The sequence below is a fragment of the Fodinicurvata sediminis DSM 21159 genome (genome assembly GCF_000420625.1).
Classification (GTDB): Bacteria; Pseudomonadota; Alphaproteobacteria; order Kiloniellales; family DSM-21159; genus Fodinicurvata; species Fodinicurvata sediminis.
In genome coordinates, this window is the sequence record NZ_ATVH01000017.1 from 1 (window position 1) to 15,804 (window position 15,804).

The following is a 15,804-nucleotide window of genomic DNA, read 5'->3' on the forward strand; positions in this document are numbered from 1 at the left end:
GGCGCAGCCCGTGCTTGCGGCAGATCGCCACGAACAGGCGCACCGTCCAGCTGTCGGGAAAGGAGAACTTCAGTTCCACCTCCGGCTCCGGCGTCGCATCGAGGCGGGCCTGCACCCGCTCCATTGCCGCCCCGGCGGCCGCACGCTCGCCAGCCGTACCGGCCGCCGCGAACAAAGCCTCCAGTTTCGATAGCTTTGCGCGTAATGCCGCGCTGTCTGTGCTCATGCCCTTTCCCCTGCAATCAGCAGAAGGACAATCAAGAACACATGCACCCGTCAACGGAAAACCCTATGGGGCACTCGGACCGCTTACGGTTCACCGGACGCAAGCCGGCCTCACGCGTCGAACGGCGCCATCTGCTGCGGCTTCTCGATCGCATCGGCCTGTTCCAGATCGATTCCGTCAATGTCGTGCAGCGGGCCCAGTACATGCCCGCCTTCTCCCGTCTGGGCGCCTACGATACCGCCATCCTCGACCGCGCCCAGGCGCGGCGGCCGCGGGCGTTGTTCGAGTACTGGGCCCATGAGGCCTCGCTGCTGCCGGTGGAGCTGGAACCGCTGCTGCGCTGGCGCATGGAACGCGCGCGGGCGGGACGCGGCATCTACAGCGGTCTCGCCGCCTTCGGCCGCGAGCGCCGTACCGTCATCGATCATGTTCTGCGGGAGGTTGAGTGGAACGGCCCGCTGACCGCCGCCGACCTCGATGGCCACCGCGGCGCCAGCGGCTGGTGGGAATGGAGCGAACCCAAGCGGGCACTGGAGTGGCTGTTCTGGGGCGGGCTGGTGACCACTCAGTCGCGCGGTCCCAACTTCGAGCGGCTCTATGACCTGCCCGAGCGCGTGCTGCCGTCGCAGATCACGGTGCGTCCGACGCCTACAGCCGCCGAGGCCCAGCGCGCCCTGATGGCGATCGCGGCAAGGGCCCATGGCGTGGCCACGGCGCACGATCTGCGTGATTACTTCCGCCTTGCCCCCGGCGATGCGCATCCGCGGATCGAGGAACTTGTGGAAGAGGGTGTGCTGGAACCGGTCACGGTGAAAGGCTGGAGGCAGCAGGCCTATCTTCACCGCGACGCCCGGCGCCCGCGCAAGGTCGAGGCCCGCGCCTTGCTGGCCCCCTTTGACCCGTTGATTTGGGCGCGTTCCCGCGCCGAGCGCCTGTTCGACTTCCATTACCGGATCGAGATCTATACCCCCGCCGAGAAACGTGTCTACGGCTATTACGTCTTCCCCTTCCTGCTGGGCGAGCGGATCGTCGCCCGCGTCGACCTGAAGGCCGACCGCCAGGCGTCTGCACTGCGGGTACAGAGTGCCTTCGCGGAAAAGCACGCACCGCCGGAAACGGCCACCGAGCTGTTCAGGGCGCTGACCTCAATGGCCGCCTGGCTTGGCCTTGAAAGCGTGGAGCTGTGCGAAAGGGGCGACCTGGCACCAGCACTTAGGGCAGTCGCGGCAGGCTGCTCAGCATAATCGCGTTGTCTCTTCCTTGTCCCAAAGTCCAGACCCAGTAGTCGTCTGTTCTGACCTCTGGAATGTTCTCCATCCCGGCGTGGAGGATCGCCGTGACGGCGCTTCACCGGTCAAAGCGCGCTAGTCGTCGTCTCCTGCTGCTTGTCGAGTGTTTCAACGCAATCCGGTGCGGCGTCAGCCAGTATGGAGCTTACTGTCGCTGTGCCAGTCCAGTAGCCAACGGCATGCCCGACCGCCCATGCCGGATTGTTGCCAGCGCGATCCAGAATGCTGGGCGTGGCGTCGGAGAAACAGGACGCCACCTGATTTGCTTCCTGGGCTGAATAGCCTTCAGCTGTGTAGTGCTCGGCGATCTTCGCCTGTACGGGCTCTATGAGAAAAAACGAGATCAGAGCTGCTATGATTTCTTGCAAGGAATACTCCGAGTGTATCCGGCGTCGCGCGCAACTTTGCCAGCCGGTAAGACGGTCGAAAACAGGGAAGTGGGATAAGCAATCGATCTATTCAAGATCGCTGTAGTGTTGGAGCGCCGCTCACCTGCGCACCACCTCCTACAAGTTCATGCACTTGATGTGGCGACGGCTTGATGTGGCGGTAGCCTCAGCTCCTGTCCCAGCCGTGTGCCAAAGTGCCTTTGCAAAAAGATCTGTACCTTCTGGAAACGGCCGCTGCGTCGGACAGGTGGCCATGCGCGACGCCAGTCTGGACGCCTGCATCGTCCGCTGAATGCTTCAGCGTGCCCCCGCCCGTTCATAGTTGAACAGGGCACAGAACCCGGGGGCAGACGTGTCCATGCCCACCGTCGCGGCCGCCGGCGGGGCCTCGGGGCCGTTGAAGACCTTCAGATGCAGGCTTTGTGACTCCGCCAGACTGGCTCTGTCGGCACTGTGGGCCAGAACGATGAAGGTGGGCGGCTGCTTGCCGCAGAGGCGGTTGCCGTTCAGGAGTTCGGGGTTCTGTTCCGGCGTGACGCGATAGAGGCCCGGCCTGTCGTGCCCCAGGGCCTGGAGTTCCAGGGACGTGCCGTTCTGGAAAACGACGCGGTCATCCGCAAGCGAGATGTCGCCGGTGATCGCCATGGCGGTGGTGCTGCTGGCCGTCCAGTCCTGGGAGGCTGCCTGGACGGTTTCTGTCAGGGCCAGTGGAAGCAGACCAAGGAGGATCCAGAAACGCATGGGGGTCTCCGCGGCTGTGGTCATTGATGTGCGCCGGCCGAAATACGACGCAATTCGCCCAGTTTACAGCCTTTACCAGACGGGACACAAACCTCATTGGGGAAAGCCGTTGCCCTTGTGCGGAACGAACCGGACGACGCGGCCCCTCAGTGGCGGGCGAAAACCGCCTGGCGCCCCGAGTCCGTGAAGACGATGACATCGTAGGGTTGGCTGCGCTCGCCCTGTTCCATGCCGGGCGAGCCCAGCGGCATGCCCGGAACGGCCAGGCCCTTCGCCTGGGGCGTGGCCTCGAGCAGGCGGGCCACATCCTGGGCCGGGACATGCCCCTCGATCACGTAGTCGCCCAGCACGGCGGTGTGGCAGGAGGCCAGGTCCGGCGTGATGCCATGGCTCTGCTTGATCTCGGTCAGGTCCTCCACGTCGTGGACTTCCACGGCGAAGCCGGCCGCGCGCATATGATCCACCCAGGCTTCGCAACAGCCACAATAGGGCGACTTGTAGACCTGGAGCTTTTCCGCGGCCAGGGCCGGCAGAGAGAGCTGCAGCAAGGCCAGGAGCAGGCTGCCGGCGAGGAACAGAACCGTGAGGCGGCGGAATTGTAGGGTCATGCCTGTAAATCCTTGTGTGTGCGGGAGTCAGTCCCGCAGGTGCTTCTTGCGGTTCTGGAATTCCTCTTCGTCGATCTCGCCGCGGGCGAAGCGTTCCTTGAGGATCTCCAGGGCGCGGTCCTGGCTGCTGCCTCTGCTGTGAGTGCTGTCCCCAATGCCCAGGGCACGCAGAACCAGCACCACGCCCAGGATCAAGAGGCCGAAGACCAGCAGCATCATGATCGGGCCCATGAACCAGCCGCCCCAGCCGTCCATCATGTGATAGCCATAGGAGTTGCCCGGGGAATTTCCCGACTGGGCCAGGGCCGTGCTTGCGGCCGTACCGGCCAAGGCCAGCGAAAGGGTGAAGGCAAAAGGCGCTTTGAGCATGGAGGGGAATTCCGTCTTACTTGAGACCAATGGCAGCGTTCAGGCAGGCAGATTGAGGCTTCCAGCAGGGGGAAGGTCAAGGCCTCTGACGCGCAGCTTTCCGGTCAGGTCCGGTCCGGCGCCGGGCAGCCATGATCCGGCGCAAAGAGCCATGGCCATCGCGCGCTGTTCCTGGGCATAATGGCGATCTGCAGGCGCCACGATATCTTCGGGGGAACGGGTGGATCGTCTCGAGTGCGACAGAATGTTCATTGCCGTCATGGAGACCGGCAGCTTTACCGCCGCGGCCGCGCGCATGGGCACGAGCTCGGGGCAGGCATCGAAGCTGGTGTCACGGCTGGAAAGCACGCTGGGGGTGCGGCTTCTGAACCGCACCACGCGGGCAGTCTCTGCAACGGAAGTGGGGCGCGCCTATTTCGACCGGCTGCGGCCGCTGCTCGATGAGTTCGACAACCTGGATACCCTGGTCCGTGATTCTTCCAGCGCGCCGCGCGGACGTCTGCACCTGAGCGTGCCCATGACCTTCGGCAGTCTGGAACTGGCGCCGGCCCTGAATGCCTTTGCCAAGCAGTATTCCGGGATCGAACTGGTCGTGAACTTCTCCGATCGCGTGGTGAACCTGGTGGATGAAGGCTTCGACATGGCCATCCGTGTCGGTCGGCCGGAGGATTCCAGCATGGTCGCCCGCAAGCTCTGTGACGTGCGCATCGTGGTCGTGGCCGCGCCTGACTATCTAAACAGACAGGGGGCGCCCCAGGTGCCGGACGACCTGTCGGGGCATGACTGCATCATCGACACGAATTTTCGCGAGGCGGGACGATGGCCCTTCCGCACTGCAGAGGGGGCAGCGGTCTCGGTCCCGGTCCAGGGTCGCATTTGCTATTCGAACGCCCACGCCTGTCTGGACGCTGCCGAGGTGGGTCTGGGTCTGGCCTGCGTGCCGAGCTTCGTAGCGGGCGAGGCCCTGCGGGCGGGACGCGTGCGCCAAGTGCTGAAGCCCTTCGAGACGATGCCTTTTGGTGTGCACGCGCTTTATCCGCATAGCCGCCACCTGGCCGGCAAGGTCCGGGTCCTGGTCGATTTCCTGGCCGAACGCTATCGCGGTAAGCCCAGCTGGGAGGAGGGCTGGTAAATTACTTCCATTATGGAAGTAATAATATTCTTTTTGAGGGGATTATCATCCGGACTGTTTGGAGGCATGTTCCAGGCACATCAGGACCACAGACAAATTCCCCTCAAGGAGAAAGCACATGACCTACCAAACCTCTTCCCCCGACCGGGCGCAGCGTGCCGGAAATGCCACGAACAGCGAGTTCGCAGCGCTGATCCTGCGCGTGACAATGGGTGTGCTCTTCCTGGCACACGCCTGGCTCAAGCTTGTCATCTTCACACCGGCCGGCACGGTCGGCTTCTTCGAAAGTCTCGGCTTCCCCGGATTTCTAGCCTATCTCGTGATTGCAGCCGAGTTGCTGGGCGGCATTGCCCTGATTCTGGGTGTCTGGACCCGCTGGGTTTCGCTGGCGCTGGTTCCGGTGCTGCTGGGTTCGATCTATGCCCCGCACGGCGCAGCCGGTTTCTTCTTCTCGAACGAAGGTGGCGGTTGGGAATTCCCTGCGTTCTGGGCCATTGCCCTGATCGTGCAGGCCCTGCTCGGTAATGGGGCCTATGCCCTGCGCCGTCCGCGCAGCTGAGAGTCTCGGGACCGGCGGCCAAACCCGTTCGCGCCGCCGGTCCTGACCGAGTCCAGGGGGCAGGTGACCCTGGGGTAGGAGTCCGGTCGGAGGCCCCGGCTCAAAGTGAGTCGGCAAGCCTGACGGACCCTGCAAGCTTGCGTGATCCCTGGGGCACGAAGCTCACACTGGTTGCATGAGGAGACGACCATGCTCGTGAATGGACAATGGATGGAAGACTGGCAGCCGGTGCAGGCCAAGGACGAGAAAGGCGGTTTCGTGCGCCAGACCTCGGCTTTCCGGAACTGGGTCACACCCGACGGCAGTGCCGGGCCGAGTGGAAACGGCGGCTTCAAGGCAGAGCACGGCCGCTATCACCTCTATGTGGCGTTGATCTGCCCCTGGGCGTCCCGGGCACTGATTGGTCGCAGGCTGAAGGGGCTCGAGGAGGTGATATCGGTGAGCGTGGTCGAGCCAGAACTGAGCGCGCAGGGCTGGCGGTTCGGCGCCGAAGGTGACCCCGTCCAGGGGGCCACCTACCTGCATGAACTCTACACACGCGCCGATCCGGCGGTCTCCGGCCGTGCCACGGTTCCGGTGCTGTGGGACAAGCTGCAGGACACCATCGTGAACAATGAATCCGCCGACATCCTGCGCATGATGAACACAGGGTTCGGTGATCTGGCCAAGCGGGACACGGACCTCTATCCCGAAGACTTGCAGCAGGACATCGACGGCCTGAATGCGCGCCTTTACAGCACCCTCAACAACGGTGTCTATCGCGCCGGCTTCGCGACCACGCAGGAGGCCTATGAAGAGGCTTTCGACCAGGTCTTCACCATGCTGGACGAACTGGAGGCCCGCTTCCGCGATGGCCGGGCCTATCTGTTCGGCACGCGCTTTACCGAGGCGGATGTGCGTCTCTTCGTGACGCTGGTTCGCTTCGATGCGGCCTATCACGGGCTGTTCAAGTGCAACCTGCGGCGTATTGCCGATTACCCTGCGCTGAGCGCCTATCTGGAACGGATTCTTGTCATTCCGGGTGTCCGCGAAACGGTCAACCTGGACCATATCAAGCGCGGCTACTACTCCATCAAGGCACTCAACCCCGGTGGTGTCGTGCCCAGGGGGCCGAAGCTGGCGTGGGCAGCCTGAGCCCAGATCCGTCATCCATCGCGTCTGCGTTCTGCGGTCCTGTTCCGGACCAGGCTGCGCACGCCCTCGACGGCGCAGCCGGCCAGCAGGCCCAGCGCCGGATTGACCAGCAGGGTGAGCGCCGCCGCCGTGGTCATGGCCGGCCAGCAGTTGGGGCGGGCATCCAGCAGGCGGCGTGAAAAGGCCAGGTCGCCCCCGGCAATCACCAGAAGAGCGCCCACGGCGGCCAGGGGAATGGCGCCCAGGAGGGCCGCCGCATCCTGAGAGAAAAAGACGGCGCAGAGCAGCAACAGGCTGCCGAAGAGGACGGGTGCCGTGCCCGTGCGGGCGCCGAAGCGATACTGGGCCTGCAGCCCGCCGGCCCCGTGGCACATGGGCAGGGCGCCCAGGGGCGCGAGCAGCAGGTTGGCCAGTCCGGTGGTCAGCGACAGGTTGCGTTCCGTGGCGCGTCCGGCGGCCTGGGGGTAGAGATGGCGCGCCAGGGCCGCGGCGACGATCACGGCATTGGTGAGGGTGAGCGCCAGCTGGGGCAGGACGGTGAGCTCCAGCGCCAGCAACAGGTCGTCCCAGCCGGGCAGGATGACGGACGGCAGGCTGGCCCCCAGGGTAACCGTCCCCGGCAGCTCCGTGGCGCCGGCCAGGACGCCCAGTCCGACCGCACCCAGCAGGACCAACGGCATGGCGGCCAGGAGCCTGAGCCCCCAGAGTCCGAGCAGCAGGGCCAGGACAAGCAGGCCAAGCCAGGGAGTGTCCATGACCAGGTCGAGGCCCAGGAGCGCCAGTGAGAGCCCCAGGCCCAGCTGCAGCCCCGCCGTAACCGACTGCGGGATCAGGCGGGCCAGGCGGTCGATCCAACCGGTCAGCCCCAGGATCAGGAAGACCAGGCCCAGCAGCAGGCCAGTGGCGGCGATGGAAGCCGGATCCAGCTGTCCGGTCAGCAAGATGGCGGAGACCGCCTTCATGGGCTGCACCGCCATGGGAATGGCGTAAAACAGGCCGCTGGCCACCAGGAAGAGGCCGAAGCCGAAGAGCACGCCCAGCGGCGCCAGGCCGGCCACGGTGATGGCCCCCAGGACATGGGGCAGGAACATGCCCAGGTCCCCGAAGGCGCCGCTGATCTCGCCTGCGATGCGCTGGCCTCGTCTCATCGTCCTGTCCTGCCCAGAGAGCCAGTTCTACCCGGAAAGCCAGCCCTGCCCAGAAAGCCAGCCCTGGCCAAAAAGAGGGGGAGATGGACTCCCGAGAAGCGGAGCATACCCACTTTATCCTTCCCGGAAAGGCCGGCAGCACTGCAGCCCTGAAAAGGCGCGGCACGTCCTTCTCGTCATTGGTCAGCCTGCTGCCGGCCGGGATCTGGCCCTCAGTTGGCCTTGCCGATCATCACGTCGCTGGCCTTGATGACGGCACTTGCGCTTTCGCCCTCGCGCAGGCCCAGGTCATCCACGGCCTCGTTGGTGATCGAGGCCGTCAGCACCACGTCGGGAGCCACCTCGATGCGGACATGGGCCGTGGTCTGGCCCTTGTTGATCGCAAGGACGCGGCCATCGAGGATATTGCGGGCACTCAGTTTCATGTTTCAGATCTCCCTTGCCTTATGCCGGCGGCGGCGCGAAGCCATAGTCCTGAAGGATCGACTGGCCGGTCGGGGACAGAATGAAATCCGCCAGGCTCCGGGCCCCCTGGCTGTCGCTCAGAACGAGCAGGCCATAGGTCGCCCCGACATTCAGGTTCTCGGGGATGTCGATGATGCGGAGCTCCGGCACTTCCTCCGCTGCCAGCACGGCATTGGTGCAGTAGGTCAGGAAGAGGTCGGCACGCCGTTCCTCCATGACCCAGCCGTAAACGGAACGAGGTTCATCCGGCTGAGGCGAGTCCGGGCCGCCGGTCAACTGGAGGGATTTCTCCTTCAGCTTTTCAGCGGCCCCGTCCTGAAAGGCCTCCGCCTTGTCGAAAAGCTGGAAGGCATAGTCGCCCGAGGGGTCCGCCTTCGGCGTGGAGGTGCCGACGCGGACGTCCTCGCGCAGCATGACCTCCAGCAGGCTGTCGGAGGTGACCTCCAGGTCCGGCTGGGCGATGGCGCAGAGCCGGTTGCGGGCGAAGGCGACGACCTCACCACCCCGTTCGGCCGCGATGGCCTGGGGGTGCTTCATGTTGGCCGAGGCGAAGACATCCACCGCTTCGCCCTCCATGATCCGTTCGCGCAGCAGGCCGGAGGGGGCGAAGTCGTTCGCCACCTCCGTGCCCTCGGCGGCGGTGAAGGTCTGGCTCGCTTCGCTGAGCGCCGCCCGCAGGCTGCCCGCCGCCAACAGCTTGACGGGCTCGGCTGCGGCCGGCGTCGCGGCCAGGCCGAAGGCCATGGCCGCAAGCAGGGACATGAGTCCTTTCATCGCCGTTTACTGCGCGTTCGGTGTGAAGAGCTGCTGGCCGCCCAGCTCGTAGTCGCCGATGGCCTGCTGTCCCTCCTCGGAGACAAGCCAGTCGATGAAGGCCTGGCCGTCCTCGGCATTCACGTTCTCGTGTTTCTCGGGATTCACCAGGATCACGCCGTACTGGTTGAACAGGCGGTCATCCCCCTCGACGAGGATCTCCAGATCGCCGCGGTTTTCGAAGCTGATCCAGGTGCCGCGGTCGGCCAGCGCATAGGCCGGCATCTGGGCGGCGGTGTTCAGCGTGGGCCCCATGCCCTGGCCCAGTTCGCGATACCAGGAGCCCGACGGTTCGATGCCCGCTTCCTCCCAGATGGCGAGCTCCTTCTTGTTGGTGCCGGAATCGTCGCCGCGCGAGGCGAAGGCCTGCTCGCCTTCCGCAATGGCGGTGAAGGCCTCGACGGCATCCTCGCCGCCGGCGATGCCGGCCGGGTCATCGGAGGGGCCGACAATGATGAAGTCGTTGTACATGACCTCGACGCGCGCGACGCCATAACCGTTGACCACGAACTCCTCCTCGGCCGGCTTGGCGTGCACGAAGACCACGTCGGCATCGCCGCGGCGGCCGGTCTCCAGCGCCTGACCGGTGCCCTGGGCGATCACGCGTACTTCTATGCCCGTTTCCTCCTCGAACATGGGCAGGATGTGGTCGAACAGGCCGGAGTTCTCGGTCGAGGTGGTGGAGGCCACGGTGATGACAGAGTCGTCCTGGGCCGCTGCCGGCAGGGCTGTCAGGGCGGCAACCGACAGGGCCGCGGCGGAAAAGAGGGTCTTGAAAGCGTTCATGGGGTCTCTCCCTGGTTTTGATGGTGGGTGAAGAGTCACCAGAGCAACTCGCCCTTGACGAAGGCGCGCGCTTCCCTGGTTTGCGGTTCGGTGAAGAACGTCTCTGCCGCTGTCTGTTCAAGCAGCTGGCCGTGATGCAGAAAGAGGACGTCCTGAGCCAGCCGCCGGGCCTGGCCCATGTCGTGCGTGGTCATGATGATCTTCACGCCTTCGTCATGGATGGACTGGATCATCTGTTCGATGGAACGCGTGGCTGCCGGGTCCAGGGCCGAAGTGGGTTCGTCCAGGAACAGCACCTGTGGCTTGAGGGCCCAGGCGCGCGCAATGGCCAGGCGCTGCTGCTCGCCGCCTGAAAGCGTGCGCGCCGGCCGTTCGGCCAGCTCGCCCAGGCCGAAGTGATCCAGCGCCGCGTCGGCGCGGCGGGGACGGTCGCTGCGCTCGACACCGGCCACCGAAAGGGCATGGATCAGGTTGGCGCGCGCCGTGCGGCGCAGCATGACCGGACGCTGGAAGACCAGGGCGTGGCGTCTGGCGGCGCTGCCTGCTGCCGGTCCTGCCCAGTGGATGCGGCCGCCCGTGGGCTTGAGGAGGCCATGACAGAGCCGCAGCGTCAGCGACTTGCCGGCCCCGTTCGGGCCCATGATCACGGTCCGTGTACCATCCCACAGCTGGAAGGACAGACCGCGCAGAAGCTCCTTGCCGCGCACGGCGTAGCGCAGGTTCGAAACTTCGAGGGGCAGTATGGAAAGTGTACCATGCATGGCTCAGGCCGCCTGCCGCTGGGCGATGCGGCCCGAGATGAAGGCGCCGGCGTTGAGGGCCAGGGTGAGCAGCAGCAGGATGATGCCCAGCCCCAGGGCCAGGGCCAGGTCGCCCTTGGCGGTCTCGAGCGCAATTGCTGTGGTCATGGTTCGGGTGAAGCCGGCGATGTTGCCGCCCACGATCAGGACGGCCCCCACCTCGGCCATGGCGCGGCCGAGCCCGGCCAGGACCACGGTGATCAGGCTGAAGCGTCCGTCCCAGAGCAGCGTCGGGATGGCGCGCAGGGCCGAGGAGCCCAGCGAACGCAGCTGTTCCTCGTATTCGGACCAGAGGTCGTCGATCACAGAGCGGGTCAGCGAGATGATGATCGGCGTGATCAGCAGGGTCTGGGCAAGGATCATGGCTGTCGGCGTGAAGAGCAGCGACAGGAAGCCCAGCGGGCCGGTATTGGACAGTAGCAGGTAGACCACCAGTCCGGCCACCACGGGGGGGAGGCCCATGAGCGCATTGAAGACCACGATCACTGCGCCGCGTCCGGGAAAACGCGCCAGGGACAGGGCTGCGCCCAGGGGCAGGCCGATCACGCAGGAGGCCAGCACCGCGCTCAGGGTCACGCGCAGCGACAGCCCGACGATCTGTGCCAGGGCCGGATCGCCACTGAAGATGAGGTGGAGTGCGGTCAGGAAGGCGCTGTCGCTGTCCATGGTAAATCCCTGTAACTTCAGGGAAGTATGGACAGGAGCGTAATTATCGACAAGAATGTAAATTCTGCAGTCAAACAGGGGTAAACTGCAATGGACTTGATGACCACGGCCGAAGTTGCCGACTACCTGCGCCTGAAGGAACGCACGGTCTATGAAATGGCCTCGCGCCAGCAGATTCCCTGCACGCGGGCCACGGGCAAGCTGCTGTTTTCGCGCAAGCTGATCGAACGCTGGGTGGAAGGGCGCACCGACCTGCCCCTGGGCTATGATGCGGCGGCGGCGCCCATCTATGCCGGTTCCAGCGATCCGCTTCTGGAATGGGCGCTCCGGGAATCGGGCTGCGGCCTGGCCCTGCTGACCAGTGGCAGCCGGGATGGCCTGGAGCGTCTGGCCCGCGGCGAGGCCCTGTTGGCGGGACTGCATCTGAAGGACCCCAATGGCGAAGGCTATAATGTCGAGACCATACGCCGGGAGATTCCCTTTCCCGATGTGGTGGCCATCCGCTTTGCCGAACGGGCCCAGGGCCTGCTGGTGGCACCTGGCAATCCGCTCGGCATTGGCGAACTTGACGATCTGGCACGGCGGCGGCCGCGCCTGCTGCTGCGGCCCGAGGGCACGGGCAGCCGCAGTCTGTTCGATGCCCTGACCGAGGCGCAGGGGCTGAATGCAGGAGAGCTGAACCTGCTGTCTGGCGAGGCGCAGACCGAAGGCGACCTGGCCACGCTGATTGCTGAGGGCGAGGCGGATTGCGGCCTGGGCATCGCTGCCGCGGCGCGCCGTCACGGCCTGGATTTCGTGCCCCTGGGTGTGCAGGAGTCCTTCGATCTGGTCATGCGCCGGCGGGACTACTTCGAGCCGCCGATCCAAAGGCTGCTGGCCCTGCTGGCCAGCGCGGCCTTTCGACGCCGGGCCGAGAGTCACGGCGGCTATGACCTGACGCGGCAGGGACAGGTGACCTATAACGGCTGACAAGCCCTGATCTCCGTTGCACTGCGCGCCGTCAGGCACTAGCTTGTGCGCCGTTTTGCCGACTGCAGGAAAGACTAGCTGACCCCATGGACCTGAAAGATCACATCCGCTCGGTTCCCGATTTTCCCAAGCCGGGTATCCTGTTTTATGACATCTCGACCCTCCTGATGCATGCCGAGGCGTGGCAGGAAACGGTGCACCGGCTGTCCGAGGCGGTCGCCCCCTACAAGCCCGATATGCTGGTGGGCATCGAATCCCGCGGCTTCCTGACCGCGGCCCCCCTGGCGCATCAGATGGGGATCGGCTTTTTCATGGTCCGCAAGAAAGGCAAGCTGCCCGGTGAAACGCTGGAGTACGACTATGGTCTGGAGTACGGCAGCGACACCATCGAGATTCAGGCCGATGCCGTGAAGCCCGGCCAGCGTGTGGTGGTGATGGATGACCTGCTGGCCACGGGCGGGACCCTGGATGCCTCGGTGCAGCTGCTGCGCAAGGCCGGTGCGGATGTGGCCGCCGCGGCCTGCATCATCGAGCTGTCCTTCCTGCAGGGACGCGGCAAGGTGGATGTGCCGGTGCACGCCCTGGTGGCCTACGAGTCCTGAATCGCAGCAACGCGAAGGTCTGTTTGATCTCACTTGCGCAATAATTGCGTTGTTCAAGGCGCTACTCTCTTGTTGCGCGATACGGTCATCTTGTGGAATCTATTCGCTGTTAACGAACCTTTCATGGCAAGATCGTAACTTATGCACGCAAAGTGCTGGTGATCTGCGCCAGTTGCCTGCGGTATTCTTGGTCTTGAACGGGGAGTGTGGATGTCAGCTGGAGTGCTCCTCTCAGCGGCACTGGCCGCGGGGCTTCCGGCCTGTGCCGCCATCTGGCTGGGCTGGGCTCTGCACAGCACGCGCCGGCGGCAGCGGACGCTGGAAGCCAGGAAGCAGGCGCTGGAGCAGGAGCAGGCAGCCCTGCAGGCGATCACGGAGGAATGGCGGTGGGAAACCGATGCCGACCACCGCTTCACCTGGTTCTCGGACAACTATGTGAACCTGACCTGCAATCCAGGCGCCAACTATATCGGCAAGACCCGCTGGGAGCTCATGAACCTGGAGGTGGAGCCGGGATACTGGGAGCAGCATCGCCGCGATCTTGAGGCGCACCGACCTTTCCGCAACCTGATCTACATGTGCCGGGGACCTGACGGCGCGCTGCGGGTTTTCCGCACATCGGGGCAACCCCGTTTCGATGCGGACGGCACTTTCCTGGGCTATCGCGGCGTGGCCAGCGACATCACCGGGGTCACCAACACCGGCGAGCGGGCCGACGTGGCCCAGCGGCGCCTGCAGGAAGCGGTGGACTCCATGCCCCAGGGCCTGGCGTTGTTCGATGCCAGCGAGCGTCTGATCGTGGCCAACAAGGTCTATCGCGACAGCTTCACGACCCTGGACAAGGGCGCAGGCCTTAAGCACGGTATCACGTTCGAGGAGGTGGCCCGGGCCGCTATGTCGCAGCGGTTGGATCGCCCGTGGAATACCAGCGACGAGGCTGCGATTCAGCATCGCCTAGCAATTTATCGCCATCCGCCCTATCGCATCGAGCAGGGCTACAACCTGGACCGCACGATCGAGATTACCGGCAATCGCACCGCCGAGGGCGGGCAGGTCATTCTCTGGACAGACATCACCGAGATGAAGCGGCGCGAGAGCGCCCTGACGCTTCTGGTGACCGGCCCGGCCCGGGGGCGCGATTTCCTGGAAACGGCCTGCGAGGCCCTGTCGGTCCTGCTGGACTATCGCTTCGCAGGCATTGCCCAATTGGATGTGAAGCAGAATTGCGCACATGTGCTTTCCTGCTGGCAGGACGGCCAGGCGGGAGAGACCTTCAGCTATGACCTGGAGGGAACGCCCTGTGCAGAGGTCTACCGGGACTCAAGCCACTGTTATTTCGCCAGGCAGGCGAGCGAACGTTTTCCAAAAGACGAGATGCTGGTGCGCTTCGGCGGTCAGGCCTTCGTGGGCGAGGCGCTTTTCCGTCAGAATGCCGAGAAGATCGGACATATCTTTGCGGTTCACGACCAGCCGGACAGAGAGGAGGAGCGCCACCGCGATATCGTCAACCTGATCGCCCGCTGGGTGGCCACCGAGCTGGAACGCCGAGAGGCCGAGGAGGAGCGCATGCAGCAGATCTTCTTCGATCACATGACCGAGGGCATCAAGGTCATCGACAGGGAACTGAACATTCTGGCCTACAACAAGCGGTTCCTGGAGGTCGCCAATATATCGCCGGAGATGATGGCCCGCGGCGATTACCGCGAAATCATTCGCCAGAGTGCCCGGCGCGGGGATTACGGCGAAGGCGATACAGAGGAGCTGGTGCAGCAGCGGATCGACCGCCTGTTCCTGCCGCGGCCCTGTGTCACCGAGGAGCAGCGGCCCAATGGGCGCAGCCTGGAGATACGGACCAATCCCTTGCCCGACGGGGGCGTGGTGGCGACCTATATCGACGTCACGGACCGCAAGCAAGCCGAGGAGCGCCTGCGCGAGAGCGAACATCGCTATCGCCTGATCTCGGATCTGGCTTCGGATCTGGTCTTCTCATACGGACTGGATGCACGTGGGCGCCTGAGCCTGGAGTGGCATGCCGGAAGTCTGTTGTCGCATCTTGACCTGCCCGGCATGCCTGAGACGACAGATGACTGGGAAAGCCTGGTGGTCCACGAGGATCGGTCCCTGCTGCGCCAATGCCTGCTGCAACTGGCCCGTGGCGAGGACTGTTCGGAGGAGGTGCGCCTGCGGGCCACGGAAGAAAAGCCGGTCTGGGTCCGCATCCTGGCGCGCGCCGAGCGCGATTTCGAAAGCGGGCGGTTGAAGCGCATCCTGGGGGCCGTCCAGGACGTGAGCGAACGCCGCAACGCCGAAGCGGAGATGCTGCAGGCCATGCAGGCGACCGAGATTGCCAACCGCACCAAGAGTGAATTCCTGGCCACCATGAGCCACGAGTTGCGTACGCCGCTGAACGCCATCATCGGTTTTGCCGAGATCATGGAACATCAGATGCTGGGCCCCCTTGGCGACGAACGCTATCGCGCCTACAGCCACGACATCCGCGAGAGCGGCACGCACCTGCTGCAGATCATCAACGACATCCTGGAGGTTTCCAAGGCCGAGGCCGGGCGCCTGGAGCTCTATCGAGAGTCCTTCGGCCTGCAACAGCTCATCGAATCCTCGACCCGCCTGGTTCAGCACCGGGCGGAGAACAACGGGGTCAGTCTGGACTACACCATGGCGGCGCCGGACTTGAAGCTTTACGCCGACCAGCGGCGCCTGAAACAGGTGCTGCTGAACCTGCTGTCCAATGCCATCAAGTTCACGCCGGCCGAGGGCCAGGTTCACCTTGAGGTCAAGCAGGTTCAGGACAGCGGCGTGACGATAACCATCCAGGACAGTGGCATCGGCATCGGCAGCGAGGATATCCAGCGCGTCTTCGAGCCCTTTACGCAGCTCGACACTGGATTGGGGCGCCGTCACGAGGGCACGGGGCTGGGCCTGCCGCTCAGCCGCACCCTGGTGGAATTGCACGGCGGAGAACTGACGCTGGAGTCGACGCCGGGCAAGGGCACCCAGGTGACGATCCATCTGCCCCCCGCGTGCCTGGCTGAAATCTAGGGTGTAGCCCTGCAGCAGCAGGCCGCTCAGCCATAGAACAGCGGAGCCTCT

General features: G+C 64.7%; 18 protein-coding genes. 7 read left to right on the forward strand and 11 right to left on the reverse strand.

The genetic code is table 11. From position 1 onward, the window contains the following. Window positions 1–226: hypothetical protein (locus G502_RS0113995; protein ID WP_026989499.1), on the reverse strand; the 226-nt coding region annotated here is incomplete at its 3' end. Between the two features lie 203 nt (window positions 227–429). Here G502_RS0113995 and G502_RS20340 point away from each other — a divergent pair. Then, entirely contained in the window at window positions 430–1,470 is a 1,041-nt protein-coding gene (locus tag G502_RS20340; RefSeq protein WP_322098924.1) for a winged helix-turn-helix domain-containing protein, read from the forward strand. 110 nt (window positions 1,471–1,580) lie between these two features. On the opposite strand, the gene G502_RS0114005 is transcribed toward G502_RS20340, so the two are convergent. The 4 genes from G502_RS0114005 to G502_RS0114020 form a co-directional block, all read right to left on the reverse strand. Then, window positions 1,581–1,883, reverse strand: a complete 303-nt coding sequence (locus G502_RS0114005; protein ID WP_022729305.1) for a hypothetical protein — start codon at window positions 1,881–1,883, stop codon at window positions 1,581–1,583. Window positions 1,884–2,201: 318 nt separating this feature from the next. Further along, the gene (locus G502_RS0114010) at window positions 2,202–2,669 is read right to left on the reverse strand and encodes a hypothetical protein (protein ID WP_022729306.1); all 468 of its coding nucleotides are present in this window, start codon (window positions 2,667–2,669) and stop codon (window positions 2,202–2,204) included. A 122-nt stretch (window positions 2,670–2,791) separates the two neighbouring features. Beyond that, the gene (locus G502_RS0114015; RefSeq protein WP_022729307.1) at window positions 2,792–3,253 is read right to left on the reverse strand and encodes a DUF411 domain-containing protein; all 462 of its coding nucleotides are present in this window, start codon (window positions 3,251–3,253) and stop codon (window positions 2,792–2,794) included. A 27-nt stretch (window positions 3,254–3,280) separates the two neighbouring features. Further along, window positions 3,281–3,622 carry an SHOCT domain-containing protein gene (locus tag G502_RS0114020; RefSeq protein ID WP_022729308.1) on the reverse strand — a complete coding sequence of 114 codons (342 nt, stop codon included), beginning with the start codon at window positions 3,620–3,622 and terminating at the stop codon, window positions 3,281–3,283. Window positions 3,623–3,842: 220 nt separating this feature from the next. On the opposite strand from G502_RS0114020, the gene G502_RS0114030 reads away from it, so the two are divergent. From G502_RS0114030 to G502_RS0114040, 3 genes are all read left to right on the forward strand, one after another. Then, the gene (locus tag G502_RS0114030) at window positions 3,843–4,754 is read left to right on the forward strand and encodes a LysR family transcriptional regulator (RefSeq protein WP_022729310.1); all 912 of its coding nucleotides are present in this window, start codon (window positions 3,843–3,845) and stop codon (window positions 4,752–4,754) included. A gap of 118 nt (window positions 4,755–4,872) precedes the next feature. Beyond that, a complete protein-coding gene (locus G502_RS0114035) occupies window positions 4,873–5,313 on the forward strand; it encodes a DoxX family protein (protein ID WP_022729311.1) in 441 nt (146 codons plus the stop codon). Between the two features lie 189 nt (window positions 5,314–5,502). Next, window positions 5,503–6,447 (forward strand): glutathione S-transferase family protein, encoded by a 945-nt coding sequence (locus G502_RS0114040; RefSeq protein WP_022729312.1) that lies wholly within the window; start codon window positions 5,503–5,505, stop codon window positions 6,445–6,447. A gap of 11 nt (window positions 6,448–6,458) precedes the next feature. On the opposite strand, the gene G502_RS20345 is transcribed toward G502_RS0114040, so the two are convergent. The 6 genes from G502_RS20345 to G502_RS0114070 all read right to left on the reverse strand — a co-directional run bounded on the left by G502_RS20345 (window position 6,459) and on the right by G502_RS0114070 (window position 11,125). Next, window positions 6,459–7,595 carry a putative sulfate/molybdate transporter gene (locus G502_RS20345; RefSeq protein WP_022729313.1) on the reverse strand — a complete coding sequence of 379 codons (1,137 nt, stop codon included), beginning with the start codon at window positions 7,593–7,595 and terminating at the stop codon, window positions 6,459–6,461. Window positions 7,596–7,807: 212 nt separating this feature from the next. Next, the gene (locus tag G502_RS0114050; protein WP_022729314.1) at window positions 7,808–8,020 is read right to left on the reverse strand and encodes a TOBE domain-containing protein; all 213 of its coding nucleotides are present in this window, start codon (window positions 8,018–8,020) and stop codon (window positions 7,808–7,810) included. 19 nt (window positions 8,021–8,039) lie between these two features. Beyond that, entirely contained in the window at window positions 8,040–8,822 is a 783-nt protein-coding gene (locus G502_RS0114055) for a molybdate ABC transporter substrate-binding protein (RefSeq protein WP_022729315.1), read from the reverse strand. 18 nt (window positions 8,823–8,840) lie between these two features. Then, the gene (locus G502_RS0114060; protein ID WP_026989503.1) at window positions 8,841–9,659 is read right to left on the reverse strand and encodes an ABC transporter substrate-binding protein; all 819 of its coding nucleotides are present in this window, start codon (window positions 9,657–9,659) and stop codon (window positions 8,841–8,843) included. A 35-nt stretch (window positions 9,660–9,694) separates the two neighbouring features. Further along, window positions 9,695–10,420 (reverse strand): energy-coupling factor ABC transporter ATP-binding protein, encoded by a 726-nt coding sequence (locus tag G502_RS0114065; RefSeq protein ID WP_022729317.1) that lies wholly within the window; start codon window positions 10,418–10,420, stop codon window positions 9,695–9,697. A gap of 3 nt (window positions 10,421–10,423) precedes the next feature. Then, on the reverse strand, window positions 10,424–11,125 hold the full coding sequence (locus G502_RS0114070; protein ID WP_022729318.1) for an ABC transporter permease: 702 nt from the start codon (window positions 11,123–11,125) through the stop codon (window positions 10,424–10,426). Window positions 11,126–11,215: 90 nt separating this feature from the next. On the opposite strand from G502_RS0114070, the gene G502_RS0114075 reads away from it, so the two are divergent. The 3 genes from G502_RS0114075 to G502_RS21585 all read left to right on the forward strand — a co-directional run bounded on the left by G502_RS0114075 (window position 11,216) and on the right by G502_RS21585 (window position 15,753). After that, complete coding sequence (locus G502_RS0114075; protein WP_022729319.1) at window positions 11,216–12,094, forward strand: substrate-binding domain-containing protein; 879 nt, start codon at window positions 11,216–11,218, stop codon at window positions 12,092–12,094. A gap of 86 nt (window positions 12,095–12,180) precedes the next feature. After that, entirely contained in the window at window positions 12,181–12,696 is a 516-nt protein-coding gene (locus G502_RS0114080; RefSeq protein ID WP_022729320.1) for an adenine phosphoribosyltransferase, read from the forward strand. Window positions 12,697–12,906: 210 nt separating this feature from the next. Continuing rightward, window positions 12,907–15,753 (forward strand): PAS-domain containing protein, encoded by a 2,847-nt coding sequence (locus G502_RS21585; protein ID WP_022729321.1) that lies wholly within the window; start codon window positions 12,907–12,909, stop codon window positions 15,751–15,753. The last annotated feature ends 51 nt before the right edge of the window (window positions 15,754–15,804 follow it).